The organism is Simkania negevensis Z, from assembly GCF_000237205.1.
GTDB classification, from domain to species: Bacteria; Chlamydiota; Chlamydiia; order Chlamydiales; family Simkaniaceae; genus Simkania; species Simkania negevensis.
The window spans coordinates 851,390-864,353 of record NC_015713.1; the positions used below are offsets into that span (position 1 = coordinate 851,390).

Here is a 12,964-nt window from a genome sequence, read left to right on the forward strand (position 1 = left end):
GAAATCTTAGACAATATCGTCTAATGATTCAACGGATTTATTGGTATAGAAGTACTCTTTGGCTATTTTGTAAGGTTTCCAAATCGGATATGTGACAAAACTTGTGACAACGCAAAGACCATTCCAAACATGCGTGAAAAAAGCCACGGCGTAGTAATGGACTTTTCCAAGTATAGTTTCAGGAATTTTCTCTGAAACTTCTGTTACGCTTTTGGGATCTATCTTTTTCTTCTTGTCTGGTGTTTTAGGCAATTCGATCACAATTTTCGCAAGATGTTCGAGAGCGCTGACTTGGCTATTAGACTTGTCACCTTTCTTCCAAGCTTCAAAAAGAGCCCAGAGGTCTGGCAGTTTGTCTTTGATGACGGCTTGCTGCCCTTCTTTTTGAAAAGCGTTTATCCTTTCCAGAACCACGAGTTGCTTTTCAGCAAATTTCTTTTGCACGGCAACGCTGCCACTTTCTACCGAAAGTTCGTGGTAAGGTAGAAGATTTTGTAGTTGGCTCAGAGAGAGTTTACTTAAGTCTAAATCTTTAAGCTGATCATTTGAGAAATCAAATGTATGGATTTGAAAGCCTTCTAGACGTGGCATCAGCTCATTGACTTGAGGTGGCGAAAGTCGCGTTACAATCGGCTGGGTTTCTTTTTTCTGCTTTGTGTTAAAAATGTGATTAATGTGAGTTGGGGTTAAATGAGCAAAATCGAGAGAGTGAAATGTCTTGTCATTCAGTTTTATCAGAATTTCAACAGTTAGATGGGGAAGCAGTTGATGTAAAAGGTCTAACTCCATCACGTGGAGTCGTTGAATGGTTTCTTCTAAAGTCTCCATTAAAAGAGCCTGAACAATAATTTCTGGATCATGTTCATCAAAAAGCTCTTTTGTCAGCCCGAGTCGCTGTAGGTTATTAAATGCCATTGCGACCTTATGGAGTTCAAGGCATTCTGGAGGGAGTTTATCTTGGATGGCTTTAAGTTCAACAAAGCTAAAGGCTCGTAGTCGCTCAAAAGCGACATTGCGCTTGAGTTCTTCACCTTTTCTTTGTTTAGCAACCAATTCCGAGAAGATAGCTGTAGATTCCGTTCCTTTTGAAAGATTGAAAGTAGGAAATAAGCCTTGAACCTGAGCTTTAGAAAGAGACTCTAAAGGGATAGCTTTGAGTTGCTCTTCAGAAAACTTAAGTTTATAAAGACGCTCAGAGTTCAAAGTCTTCACAACCTCCGGGATTTCACTGACTGGAGTTTTATCTAGTTCATCTTGAGTCAGTCCAACATAAGCGAGACCGGTTCCGAGGCGATCAACTTCCTCTTGTGTTAAGACTTTCTTGCTCGTTGCTTCTTTTGCTCCATGTCCCATCATTTCGTAGCATTTGTCGTGGAAATCTGCGCTTGCTAGATCATGCTCACCTAGAGGAAGCCAAATAAGCCCTTTAATATTTCCTTTGATTCGCTGCATATCGGTTCCGACGTAGTACATGTCTCTTGTAAACGTTCCAAGGCAAGGGCCGACAGTGATTGCTTTCAAAATATGCAATGGGATTTTGATTCCGTTGACAACTGGCCCAACGAGGTGTGTGAGTTTTTTCTGGGTCCAAGCTCCCAAAGTTCTAGGTCTTTCATATCCGTAGACACGAAATTGGCGATAATCGACTTCTGCAACAGTATAAGAAGGAGATTCTTCCATTCTCTTTTGGTAATACTGCTGGGTACTAGTTGTATCTACTCCTTTACAAAGGGCTTTTAGATAAGGGTCATTAGAAAGTGAACTCATGGGTATTCCCGCTCTTATTCTTATTAACTTCTTGTTTTTTTAAATAATTCTTCAAACGCTGCAACTTTCTTTTTATCGAGAGTTCCTGTTTTGACTTCTTCTCGTTTTGCAGAGAATGAAGCATCAGCTTTTGTTGAACCGGAAACTGGGTCTGGATCTTTTTTTACAGGGGCTTTAGGTGGCGGTTTGGTTCCTCCTCCCATTGCGCCTAGACCTTGAAAACTTAATATACCGTGCATCCGTTTTCTCAAGTCAGAACCAGAGAGAGTATCGGGGTCATTTTCAGAGGTGGAAGGTGTTTTTGGAGGTGGTGTGTGTGTGACAACTGCTGTTGGCTTTTTTGGAGGTGGTGTGTGAGTCACACTCGGGCAACTAGGTTTGGGGGCCATTGGAGAGAATCCTTTACTAAATAGCGCTTTCTTACGTTCTGTAACTGAAGTAGGTTCTACTGCAGGATTTGTGTCATCTTCTTTGAGAGGTGTTTTCGGTTTTGGGGAAGGAGTCGTAATTTTTGGGGTAAAGGGAGGAGGTGTTGGTGGTTTGCCTTTTGGATTAGAAGGAGGTGGAGGAGGCATACGCTTTTCTTTAGGAGCGGGAAGCTGAATTGTTTCTTTAAGATTTGTAGGGTCAACACTCTTGCACTCTTCTAAATACAATTTTTCTTGAATGTGGAAGGCGCTCAAAACGGGGTCTGTCAGAGCAAGAGCGTGAAAGTAAACATCTTCTGCATTTGACTTCGCCGTTTCCCAGTTGAGAAGAAAGATGTGAGTTTTAAACGTGAGCCAATCCGATGGAAGTCCGATCACAATCGCATAAAAAAGATGGTACGTCCCTTTGGCAACACCAACGAGGCAATTGATCGCAGTTTCCGTTGCTTTAGGGAGATCTAGATCAAGTTTTTTGAACTCCTCTAATGAAATTTTAGCATGAGAACCACGACTGATTGAGGTATTGATTCCTTCAAGCGTCATATGATGGCGTAATCGATTAAAATATGTAGTTTCCGTAAAACCCATTTTAAACCTCAATTTTCTTTAATTTCGAAGAGATTGTATTTTTTTTGTGAATAGAAATCAATCTATTCTTGAATGTAACTAAATGTTTTACTTGTCATAGGCTACGAGGCGAGATAAAAAAGCTTCGTTTTTAATGTTTTCTTGGCTAAAATACTCAAAATAATAATTATTTATCGGAAGTCGAAGACTGAATGATTTCTATAGAGGTATAGCTCTAAATGGGTTGCAAAGCTAAGATTGTCGGATTAGGCTCCTATTTGCCTGAAAAAGTTCTTTCAAATCAGGATCTAGAGAAGATGGTAGACACATCAGACGAATGGATCACCACTCGCACAGGGATGAAAGAAAGGCGGATTGCCCGAAAAGACGAGTCCACTTCGGATATGGGGTACGAAGCTGCCCTTAAGGCAGTGGAAGCTTCAAAAATCGATCCCAAAGAAATTGATCTGATCTTATTTGCCACACATACTCCTGATTATTTTTTTCCAAGTACAGCATGTATCCTTCAAGGCCGTTTAGGAGCCACCCATGCAGCGGCACTAGATGTTCAAGCGGCTTGCACGGGGTTTATTTATGTCCTTTCCATGGCGAAAGCTTATGTTGAAACAGGGATGTATAAGACGATCTTAGTTGTTGCAGCTGATAAGCTCTCTTCGATTGTTGACTATACCGACCGAAATACTTGCGTTCTCTTTGGGGATGGAGCTTCTGCTTGCGTTGTGAAAGATGCAAAAGAAGGATTTACAATTGAAAGTGTGACACTTGGAGCAGACGGTGAACAATCAGAGCTGATCAAGCTTCCTGCTGGAGGGTCGAAATGCCCTTCTACCCAAGAAACGGTAAGTCAAGGTCTTCATTATCTCCAAATGGAAGGGAAAGAAGTTTTTAAACATGCCGTGCGCCGCATGGAAAGCGCTGTGAAAACTTGTTTGGAAAAAACAGGTTTAGAGCAGCAGGGAATCAGTTGGCTTGTTCCCCATCAGGCCAATATTCGAATTATTGAATCGCTAGCCAAACGGTTTGAAGTGCCCAAAGAGCGAGTCTTTTTAACAATTCATAAGTATGGAAATACCTCTGCATCGTCAGTTGGTATTGCTTTTGACGAACTTATAAGAGAAAAAGATGTCAAACGGGGTGAGCATATTGTTTTATTTGCATTTGGAGCCGGACTGACTTGGGGAGCGGCAGCGATCACTTGTGAAGTAGGAAAATAGACATATGGAAAAGAAGTTAGCATTTTTATTCCCGGGTCAGGGATCCCAATATGTTGGAATGGGCAAAGAGTTCTTTGACCGTTTTGCTGTTGCGAAAGAAACTTTTGAAGAAGCTGACGAAAAGCTCGGACGTCCTTTATCTCGATTGATTTTTGAAGGACCAGCAACTGACCTCACTCTGACGAAAAATAGTCAAATTGCCATTTACGTGGTTAGCGTTGCGATTTGGAGAGTTCTTCAACAGCAATTTGAAGGAATTAAGCCAGCAGTTTGCGCAGGTCTTAGCCTTGGTGAGTACTCAGCATTGACTGGAGCTGAAAGGCTCATGTTTACAGATGGGATCGACCTTGTCCAAGCGCGAGGACTTTACATGCATCAAGCGTCGGTGCGCCACCCTGGGACTATGGCTGTTTGTTTGAACATGCCTTTGAAGCTTGTTGAGGAAATCGTTGCAGAAGTCCACGCAGAACATCCTGTTTGGGTAGCAAATCTTAATTGCCCAGGTCAAGTTGTGATTTCTGGAACGCGTGAAGGTGTCAAACTTGCTGGAGAAAAGTTAAAGCTGAAAGGGGCTAAACGGGTTCTTTCCCTTGATGTGTCAGGAGCTTTTCATAGTGGTTTAATGGAAGAAGCGAAACAAGAGCTTGAAAAAAAGCTTGCAATGGTTCCTATTCATGATAGCAAAATCGACGTTGTGTTGAATGTCCCTGGCGATTTTGTCCATAGTGCAGCTGAAATTAGACAGTTTTTGATTGATCAAGTTGTTTCTCCTGTTCTTTGGGAGAAAGGTGTACGCAAAATGGATGAAGAGGGAATTGACCTTTACATCGAAATTGGATGTGGAAAGTCGTTAAATGGAATGAACCGTAAAATTGGAGTCAAAGGCTCGACTCTTAGCGTGGAAAAAGTAGAAGATTTAGAAGAGGTCGCCAAAGCATTAGACCTCGCTCTCGTCTAAAGTTTAGGAGATAGATGATGACATTACTCAAAGGGAAAACGGCTCTTATTACAGGTGGGACATCAGGACTGGGAAAGCAAATTGCATTGTCTTTTGCAAAGCAAGGTGCTCATGTTGCAATCTTCGGAACGAATCTCCAAAAAGCAAAAGATGTTGCTGAGCAAATTCAAGAAGAGCGGGCATCATCTGATCAAAAAGTTTGGTTTGAAACCGTTGATGTTTCGAATAAACAGCAAGTCAATTCTGCCGTAGAGCGTTTGCTTGAATCTTGGGGCTCAGTTGATATTTTGGTGAATTGCGCTGGTGTCACCCGCGATAAACTTCTCATGAGAATGGCTGAAGAAGATTGGGATCATGTGATTGATACCAACTTGAAGTCGGTTTACAACTTGTGTCATGCTTTTGTGAAGCCGATGATGAAAGCGCGCAAAGGGAAAATCATCAATGTCGCATCTGTCATTGGGTTGACAGGAAACCCAGGACAAGTTAATTATGCTGCTTCCAAGCTTGGAATAGTTGGTTTAACAGGGTCGTTGGCAAAAGAGCTCGGACCACGCAATATCTGTGTGAACTGCATTGCTCCTGGATTTTTCAAGACCCCTATGACAGATAAACTAACAGACGAGCAGAAACAAAGCATTTTATCACGTGTCCCTATGGGTCGTTTAGGAGATCCAAAGGAAGTGGCTGATGCTGCAGTGTTTTTAGCAAGTGATATGGCCAGCTATATTACGGGACAAGTGTTGACCGTAGACGGTGGAATGATCGCCTAAAGGATTAAAATGAAATCATTAACACATTTGAAACAAGGAATAAGGACATATGTCGTTAAAAGAAGAAGTGATCGATGTTGTCGTCGAACAACTTGGTGTAGATGCGCAAGACGTGACTCTCGAGAAATCTTTTGTCGAGGACTTGAATGCAGACTCCCTCGACCTGACTGAATTGATTATGACGTTTGAGGAAAAGTTCGGCTTCGAAATCTCCGAAGAAGATGCAGAGAAGCTCAAAACTGTAGGCGATGTGGTAAGCTACATCGAGTCAAAAAAAAAATAAGCAACCCGTCGGTTAACGCTTAAAAACCTGAACTCTGGGTTTATTCAGTATTTTTGCTGAAGGGAAGGGACAAATGGTCCTTTTCGAAGCAAAAAGGATGGGAAGAACGAAAAAAGTCCTGAGTTCTGGTCAAAAAAAGCAATTAAGCCACTCCTTACTTGGAGTGGCTTTGTTTTTTAAGGTGAAGATGGCGCATCGAAAGAACGAGCCATGAAGCAAAAAGTAGGATAGCTGCTAAAAAGTAGATCCCTTTGATTTCAATAGCTCCAAGAACCCCTCCAAAGAGGGTTGCCAAAATAAAGCCAACAGACATCGATGATTGGCTGATTCCCATGATTTTTCCCTGAATATCTTCTGATGCGCTCATTGAAATGAGGTTGAGTGTATTTGGCCATGAGAAGGCAGCAGGAAAGCAAGCAACAGTCATGAAGCCAGAGAACCAATAAAAGTTAGGAGAGAGAGCCATTGCTAAGAGGAGTAGGGATGTGATTCCGGTTCCGACTATCACGATAGGGCGAGCGTGGAACTTTTTTACTAGGAGGTTATTGATGAAATATCCCCCGATCATCCATGTTGTTCCAAAAAGAAATTGTCCCCAGGTGATATCGAGAATTGTGGCTTTGAACACCTGAATGGAATAAGGGCTAAACCATTGAAACGTGAGGCCCCAGCCAAAAATCCAGAGAAAGTAAACGAGGTATAAAACGCGCAATTCTTTGTGATGCAAAGTATTAATGATGTTGTGAAACCCTTGAAGTAAATGGAGCTTAAACTTCTCTTCTGAGGGATGGGTTTCTTTAAACATATAGGCAATGGCAAGTAGGCTGAGTCCTGAAAATACTGCAGTGATAAAGAAAGGGAGTGCGGGGTTGAAATGGGATGAAATATTGGGGTCTGAGAGATATCCTCCCATGAGCATCGCAACCATCCAACTGATTCCTGTCACAATCACAATGAAGGAAAAATTTTTCGCACGAGATGACTCGTCAGGGGACATATCAGCAATTGACGCAAGGCAGATACTGAGATTTCCTGCAAAAAAACCTGTGAGGAAGCGACTAAAGATCAGGAAAAAATAGCTGTGCATGAAAATACTGATACCTGAAAGTATGTACCCAATTGTTGCAATGGTGATTGTGATGTAGAAGGCTTTTTTACGCCCAAAACGATCGGCAATGTCTCCTAAAAAGGGGGATCCAAAGAATTGTCCAAAGGAAAAAACTGCAAGTGCTACAGCTAGCATGATGTTACTCGTCGTATGACTTGTCAAAGCGGATATCATGCCGTAACCTGGTTCGTTGAAGAGAGGGCCAAAAGTTGCGAGAATCACCGCAAAGCCAAAATTATCGAGAAAAAGAACAAAAAAAACGGGAAAAAGAGAAGACTTTTTCATGCCTCAGCCTTTTGTTTTATGCGTACAATTGACAGAACCAGCGTTGCGATAAAAATGAGAAGAGCTGCAATGGGATAGACAAATTGAATCTTAAATGCAGCGACAATTCCTGCAATGAGTGGAGCGAGCAGCATGCTAATCGAACCAACAGATTGGGAGAGCCCCATGACTTTTCCTTGAGCATCTTCGGTACTGCAGAGTGAAATGATACTTAGAGAATTTGTCCAAGCTAGAGCTCCGAAGGCCGATGCAAGCATTGCAAAAATAGCAAAAGTAAAGTAATTCGAAGAAAGCCCGCAAACGATAAAGACCACAAATAAGCCGTAGAGGCCGATGCGGCTGATATCTTCACTTGACATTCTTTTAAGGAGTATTTGATTGATGCCGGCACTTCCAATGGACCAGACGACGCCAGTGCCGACAAGTAGCCACATGACTTGGGTTTGAGAGATTTCAAATCGTTCTAAAGCATAGGGGTTCAGCCAAAGAAGATTGATCCCCCACCCCATCATCAGAAAAAAATAAAAGGCATACAAAATTCCGAGTCCTTTGATCCGAAAACAGTTGACAATGTTTCGCATTCCTTTGAAGGGATCAAGTGTGAATATTTCACGATGGATGTGTGTTTCTGAAAAGAACTTCATGATGATGAGACAACTAATAACTGACAGTAGGGTTGTGATCCAAAATGGGAGGGCCGGATTGAAGTAGATCGAGTTTTTCGAATCAGAAAAGTATCCTCCAACAAGCATCGAAACAATCCAACTGAGGCCGCCTAAGGTTCCAATGATCCCATAATTTTGGGAGCGATTTTTTTCTCCAGGAGAAAGGTCGGCAATGGCTGCAAGGCAGATACTGCGGTTCCCAGAAAAAAAGCCGGTGATAGCCCGGCTTAATAGTAAGAGTTTGAAGTGGTGCATTAAGATCGCTAGCCCTGACAAAAAGTATCCCAGAGTGCATGCAATCATTGACAGGTAGAGGGTTTTTTTACGTCCATGCCGATCTGCCAAGTCTCCAAAAATCGGTCCTCCAATAAATTGGGATAAAGGAAACATTGCGAAGAGAATGCCAAGCGCGATATGGCGTGCGTGAGTCGAAGTTGCTGCAGAAAACATTTCGAACTCAGGCTTGAGGATGAGTGGTCCGAAAATTCCAAAGACTAAGGCGTATCCGAAGTAGTCCAAAAAATAGACAAAAAAAAGAGCGAGAAGGGACGCTCTCTTTTTTTTCTCGTCGGTCATGTGAGCAATCCAAAAAGAGTAAATCCTACTAATGTTTATTTCGTTTTTTGGGATTTAATATCAAGCGTCATTACGCAAGACCTGCATCAAGGATGGGGCGAATGGTTGCAAGATATATAAAAAATAATTTAATATAAATTGCTAATTTCAAGCAACTTATATTTATTGTTTTTTCGTGGTTTTATTCTAAATAAGCGTTTATGATGAAGAAAAACAAATCCGAGGTGTCAATTGAAAATATCTGAAATCGAATGGGGTGTCACGCTTTTCATCGTTGGATACCATTTAGCATTGCTCATTGGGCTACCATTTTATTTTATCTACCAGTCTCCACCAGTAGGGCTTTATGTAGTTTCGGCAGTTTTGCTCTATTTAACTGGGTTAGGAATCACAGTTGGATACCATCGACTCTATGCTCATCCAACCTATAAAACGAATAAAGTTATTGAAGCGATCATTTTATTTTTTGCAAGCATGGCAACTCAAGGAAGTGCTTTAAAATGGGCTCATGATCATCGGAACCACCATGCATATGTGGATACTGATAAAGACCCCTATTCAATCAAGAAAGGGTTCTTATATGCACATATCTTATGGCTTTTTCAGAAACTTCCTCCAATTGATGAAAAAATTGTTGCAGATCTTTGTCGCAACAAACTCGTCATGTTTCAGCATCGATTCTATGTTCTCCTCATGATTGTTACGAATACTCTTGTGACCCTTTTGATAGGTTATATCTTCAATGACTATTTGGGTGCACTTGTATTGACTTGGGGTGTGAGACTTTTCTTCCTGCACCACTTTACATGGTTTATCAATTCTCTCGCACATACTTGGGGTTCTCAGTCGTTTAGTCAAGAGCATTCTGCAGTAGATAATTACTGTATTTCATTGTTGACTTTTGGTGAAGGCTATCACAATTACCACCACACTTATGCGAATGATTATCGCAATGGAATCAAGTGGTACCATTTTGATCCGACGAAATGGATTATTTGGACTCTGAGTCGATTTAAATTGGCCACAGGGCTCAGAAGAGTCAATAGTTTTCAGATCAAAGAGCGGATGGTGATTGAGCGAAAAAACGAAATCAAACAATCCTGGTTTGGTCAAAAGCAACGACTTTTTGATAGATTAGAAGGTTTTTCTCAAACACTTATTGATAAGATTGCGACGATGCGCCAATTGACAAATGAGTATAATCTGTTCAAACAAAGTCGAGAAGACAAAAGTCAACTCAAGTCTTTGTATCTGAAAATCAAATCGCTTAGGAAAAGTTTAAGAAGTGATTTGAAGTCTTGGAAGAAGCTTTCTAAAAAGATCTTACGATTTGACGTTGATGATGGTGTTGCGCATGAGATAGAGCTATCGTTTCAAAAGATGGCTGTTCACGAGAAAGTAGGTTTCTAACCTGAGTTTTGAGTCTATTTTGTTTAGTATCAGGATAGAGTTCTCTTCAATTCTCAGCATTTTTGGCAATGGGAAAGGCCGTATGGCCTTTTTCGAGGCAAAAAGGTGGGAAGGAATGAGAAAAATCGCTGAGAATGAATAAAAGAAACCCAAAACTTTGAGTTCTAAGACTTGACATCAACCCAGATCTTTCGAATTTCTTTTTCAGGGATCAGGTGACGGATGAAGTAGAGTTTTCCTTCAAAAAGGTGGCTGTTCTCGAGGAATATTAAAAATTCTGAAGGAACTTCTAAGAAAGGTGTAGTGTTTGTCGTAGCGGGGAATCTGAAAAAAGTATTGGTGTCTCTTCCGAGATTTTCTGCTTTGTAGATGAAATTAAGAAACTCATAGACTTGGGCATCTTTTGTTGAAGCTTTGGGGATGCTCATATTTTCAATCGAAATGAAAGTCCATTCTTTAGGAGCTGTGAATTTCACATGAGGATATTGAGTAGAAGAACGAAAGATGTATGAGCTTGTGCAAAGGGCAACATGGCAGTTTTTAGTCGCAAGGAGATAGTCGGCTCGAAGTCCTGCATAGGCTTCAACCCAGCTTTTTTGCTTTTCAAGAAGGTCCCGTACTTTCCGAGTTTTCTTTTCGTCGAGATGAGGAGCTGCTCCATTTAAGTAGTAAGCTGCAAAATTGACAGCTTCAATCGGGTCATTGACCATGGCTAGTTTGAGCTCTGGATCTTCTGGATCGAAGATAGTATTCCAGCTCGGATCTAAGTTTTTATCTTGAAAGTAATCACTATCAATTCCAAATCCAAATACCTCCCATTGATAGGGGATGGCATACCGATTTTCGGGGTCATAGTCATGTTTGAGCAAGATAGGGTTGAGAGTGTCTAAAAAATTGAGCTGGCTATGATCAAGAGGTTTTATGAGACCTTCTTTAATGAGCATGCTAACGGCATAATCGGAAGGGAGGATCAGGTCATAGCCTTGACCTTCGGTGGCTTTCATCGTAACAAGCATCTCTTCATTTGTCGTGTAGTAGTGTAGCCGGACTTTTATCCCTGTTTCTTTTTCAAATTCATCAATCACTTCAGGCAAGAACATTTCGGGCCATCCGTAAACATTCAGGGTATTTTCGTCTGTTTTGGGTGAGATGTGAATCGTGGTCATCCACAAAGCACCGAAAATCAGGGCAATCCAACAAGTGAGAATAGTGAGGCGGATGTATAGTGTTGACCGTTTCATCTTACAAAATCCTACTTCGAATTTTCGGTGAGAAGAAAAACATGACCAAGATACTACTCAAAAAGAGGAGAATCCCAGAAAGTGCATTGACGATAGGGGAGATCCCTGAACGGAGCATCTGGAGGAGATAGAGGGATAAGGTCTGCACAGATGTTCCCGCACAAAAATAAGACAAGATGAAGTCGTCGAACGAAAGAATGAAGATCAGAAGTCCTGTCGCTATAAGTGTGGGACGCAGCAATGGCAAGGTGATTTTAAAAAATGTTTGACGTGAGGTGGCTCCAAGGACTTGAGATGCTTCATTGAGCTTTCGGTCAAGTTGGAGATAGCGTGTGTAAAGAATAGGAATCACAAAGCCGAGTCCTAAAACGGTATGCGCGACTACAAGTGTGGTCATCCCGAGTTCAATTTTAAAAAAGGTGAAGTAGCTGAGAAGACTTAATGCCAGCATGGTCTCTGGAATGATCAAATTTCCATAAAACAAGGGGATAGCTTTTCGAATTTCACCACCTGTTGCGCGGAAAAAAATCAAAAATACTCCCATGCTGAGACTCAGCAATGTTGAAAAGGTTGCGACGATCAAAGAGTTGGTAAAAGAAGTCCAAATTTCTTTGGTACTAAAGAGCTCGCGGTACCAATTGAGGGTGAAGTGGTCCCAAGGAGAGGGAAAGCTTTTAGAGTTAAAAGAGAAAATGATCAAAATCAGAATAGGGACGTAGAGAAAGAGGTAGGCAAACAAGGCCATCGAAACGGAGCTAAATGACATCCAAAATTTTTTGGTCATTTCATCCCCCTCATGAGCCATTTAGAAACCTGTTTAAAAAAGAAATAGATGCCCACAGTGGCTGCTAAGAGGGAGAGACAACTGATGACCATAAAAGCTGCTCCCAACCCTTCTGTTTCATTTCCTAAAACATATTGTGAGATGACATTTCCAACGAAATACTGTTTATCGCCTCCCATGAGTTCCGGAATGATGAACTCTCCAAAAGAAGGAATAAAAACGAGGAAAAATCCAGCGCGGACTGCAGGGAGAGTCAAGGGAAGCATGACTTTGAAAAAAGTTTGTCTCCAGGAGGCTCCTAGATCATCTGAAACTTCTAGTAAGTATTTATCAAAGCGTTCGAGAGAAGAAAAGATCGGAAGAACCATAAAAGGGAGGTAACAGTAAACCATCATCAGGATCACCGCAAACGGAGAGTTGAGAAAGTGGATCGGCGACTGGATGAGATTTAAGGAAAGGAGGAGGTTATTGAGGAAACCCTCCCGTTCGAGAACAAAAAACCAAGCATAGACGTGGAGTAGGAAGTTTGTCCAAAAAGGAACGATCAAAAAGAAAAGGAGCAACGTTTTATACCGTTTTCCCCGAAATGCAATAAAGTGGGCTATAGGAAACGCGACAAGAAGACACAAAAAAGCGGTGGCAAAAGCTAGGGAGAGGGAACCGAAAACCACGCTAAAGTGGGCTTTAGAAAATAGAGGACGAAAATTTTGTGTGGTAAGACCTTCTATAGCGCCTTCATCTGAGATTTGCAAAATACTTGTCACCATCATTAGGAACAGAGGGAGGTAAAAAAAGATGAATTGCCAAATGAGGGCGGGAGATCCTATGGCAAAAGGGCTTTGAGTTTTAGATGTTTTTTGAATTTTATGGAATAGTGCATACAT

General features: G+C 41.5%; 12 protein-coding genes. 5 read left to right on the plus strand and 7 right to left on the minus strand.

Translation table 11 applies throughout. The annotated features are described in order from the left end of the window. Nucleotides 1–6: 6 nt before the first annotated feature. Both SNE_RS04520 and SNE_RS04525 read right to left on the minus strand, forming a co-directional pair. A complete protein-coding gene (locus tag SNE_RS04520; protein WP_013943164.1) occupies nucleotides 7–1,767 on the minus strand; it encodes a hypothetical protein in 1,761 nt (586 codons plus the stop codon). A 23-nt stretch (nucleotides 1,768–1,790) separates the two neighbouring features. Further along, nucleotides 1,791–2,783 carry a hypothetical protein gene (locus tag SNE_RS04525; RefSeq protein WP_041418788.1) on the minus strand — a complete coding sequence of 331 codons (993 nt, stop codon included), beginning with the start codon at nucleotides 2,781–2,783 and terminating at the stop codon, nucleotides 1,791–1,793. Nucleotides 2,784–3,001: 218 nt separating this feature from the next. Between SNE_RS04525 and SNE_RS04530 the strand changes: the two genes are divergently transcribed. Genes SNE_RS04530 through acpP form a run of 4 tightly spaced genes read left to right on the plus strand, consistent with a single transcriptional unit; the run spans nucleotide 3,002 to nucleotide 6,011 of the window. After that, a complete protein-coding gene (locus tag SNE_RS04530; RefSeq protein WP_013943166.1) occupies nucleotides 3,002–3,997 on the plus strand; it encodes a beta-ketoacyl-ACP synthase III in 996 nt (331 codons plus the stop codon). A 4-nt stretch (nucleotides 3,998–4,001) separates the two neighbouring features. Then, nucleotides 4,002–4,955 (plus strand): ACP S-malonyltransferase, encoded by a 954-nt coding sequence (fabD, locus tag SNE_RS04535; protein WP_013943167.1) that lies wholly within the window; start codon nucleotides 4,002–4,004, stop codon nucleotides 4,953–4,955. Between the two features lie 14 nt (nucleotides 4,956–4,969). Then, on the plus strand, nucleotides 4,970–5,728 hold the full coding sequence (fabG, locus tag SNE_RS04540; protein WP_013943168.1) for a 3-oxoacyl-ACP reductase FabG: 759 nt from the start codon (nucleotides 4,970–4,972) through the stop codon (nucleotides 5,726–5,728). A 49-nt stretch (nucleotides 5,729–5,777) separates the two neighbouring features. After that, nucleotides 5,778–6,011 (plus strand): acyl carrier protein, encoded by a 234-nt coding sequence (acpP, locus tag SNE_RS04545; RefSeq protein ID WP_013943169.1) that lies wholly within the window; start codon nucleotides 5,778–5,780, stop codon nucleotides 6,009–6,011. Nucleotides 6,012–6,165: 154 nt separating this feature from the next. Here the strand turns inward: acpP and SNE_RS04550 are convergent, their stop codons facing one another. After that, nucleotides 6,166–7,404 carry an MFS transporter gene (locus tag SNE_RS04550; RefSeq protein WP_013943170.1) on the minus strand — a complete coding sequence of 413 codons (1,239 nt, stop codon included), beginning with the start codon at nucleotides 7,402–7,404 and terminating at the stop codon, nucleotides 6,166–6,168. Beyond that, the gene (locus SNE_RS04555) at nucleotides 7,401–8,645 is read right to left on the minus strand and encodes an MFS transporter (protein WP_013943171.1); all 1,245 of its coding nucleotides are present in this window, start codon (nucleotides 8,643–8,645) and stop codon (nucleotides 7,401–7,403) included. Before SNE_RS04555 ends, SNE_RS04550 begins: the two co-directional genes overlap by 4 nt. A 231-nt stretch (nucleotides 8,646–8,876) precedes the next feature. Here SNE_RS04555 and SNE_RS04560 point away from each other — a divergent pair, with 231 nt between their 5' ends. Continuing rightward, nucleotides 8,877–10,055 carry an acyl-CoA desaturase gene (locus SNE_RS04560; protein ID WP_013943172.1) on the plus strand — a complete coding sequence of 393 codons (1,179 nt, stop codon included), beginning with the start codon at nucleotides 8,877–8,879 and terminating at the stop codon, nucleotides 10,053–10,055. A gap of 164 nt (nucleotides 10,056–10,219) precedes the next feature. Here the strand turns inward: SNE_RS04560 and SNE_RS04565 are convergent, their stop codons facing one another. The 3 genes from SNE_RS04565 to SNE_RS04575 are packed head-to-tail and all read right to left on the minus strand — an operon-like array spanning nucleotide 10,220 to nucleotide 12,964. Next, nucleotides 10,220–11,296, minus strand: coding sequence for an extracellular solute-binding protein (locus SNE_RS04565; RefSeq protein WP_013943174.1), 1,077 nt, complete (start codon nucleotides 11,294–11,296; stop codon nucleotides 10,220–10,222). A 1-nt stretch (nucleotide 11,297) separates the two neighbouring features. After that, the gene (locus SNE_RS04570; RefSeq protein WP_041418790.1) at nucleotides 11,298–12,080 is read right to left on the minus strand and encodes an ABC transporter permease; all 783 of its coding nucleotides are present in this window, start codon (nucleotides 12,078–12,080) and stop codon (nucleotides 11,298–11,300) included. After that, nucleotides 12,077–12,964 (minus strand): ABC transporter permease, encoded by an 888-nt coding sequence (locus SNE_RS04575; protein WP_013943176.1) that lies wholly within the window; start codon nucleotides 12,962–12,964, stop codon nucleotides 12,077–12,079. The genes SNE_RS04570 and SNE_RS04575 overlap by 4 nt, the downstream gene beginning before the upstream one ends.

What these genes read in the sequence shown, in the direction of transcription:
- SNE_RS04520 (WP_013943164.1), bottom strand. Translation starts at nt 1,767, where the DNA reads ATGAGTTCACTTTCTAATGACCCTTATCTAAAAGCCCTTTGTAAAGGA.
- SNE_RS04525 (WP_041418788.1), bottom strand. Translation starts at nt 2,783, where the DNA reads ATGGGTTTTACGGAAACTACATATTTTAATCGATTACGCCATCATATG.
- SNE_RS04530 (WP_013943166.1), top strand. Translation starts at nt 3,002, where the DNA reads ATGGGTTGCAAAGCTAAGATTGTCGGATTAGGCTCCTATTTGCCTGAA.
- fabD (WP_013943167.1), top strand. Translation starts at nt 4,002, where the DNA reads ATGGAAAAGAAGTTAGCATTTTTATTCCCGGGTCAGGGATCCCAATAT.
- fabG (WP_013943168.1), top strand. Translation starts at nt 4,970, where the DNA reads ATGATGACATTACTCAAAGGGAAAACGGCTCTTATTACAGGTGGGACA.
- acpP (WP_013943169.1), top strand. Translation starts at nt 5,778, where the DNA reads ATGTCGTTAAAAGAAGAAGTGATCGATGTTGTCGTCGAACAACTTGGT.
- SNE_RS04550 (WP_013943170.1), bottom strand. Translation starts at nt 7,404, where the DNA reads ATGAAAAAGTCTTCTCTTTTTCCCGTTTTTTTTGTTCTTTTTCTCGAT.
- SNE_RS04555 (WP_013943171.1), bottom strand. Translation starts at nt 8,645, where the DNA reads ATGACCGACGAGAAAAAAAAGAGAGCGTCCCTTCTCGCTCTTTTTTTT.
- SNE_RS04565 (WP_013943174.1), bottom strand. Translation starts at nt 11,296, where the DNA reads ATGAAACGGTCAACACTATACATCCGCCTCACTATTCTCACTTGTTGG.
- SNE_RS04570 (WP_041418790.1), bottom strand. Translation starts at nt 12,080, where the DNA reads ATGACCAAAAAATTTTGGATGTCATTTAGCTCCGTTTCGATGGCCTTG.
- SNE_RS04575 (WP_013943176.1), bottom strand. Translation starts at nt 12,964, where the DNA reads ATGTATGCACTATTCCATAAAATTCAAAAAACATCTAAAACTCAAAGC.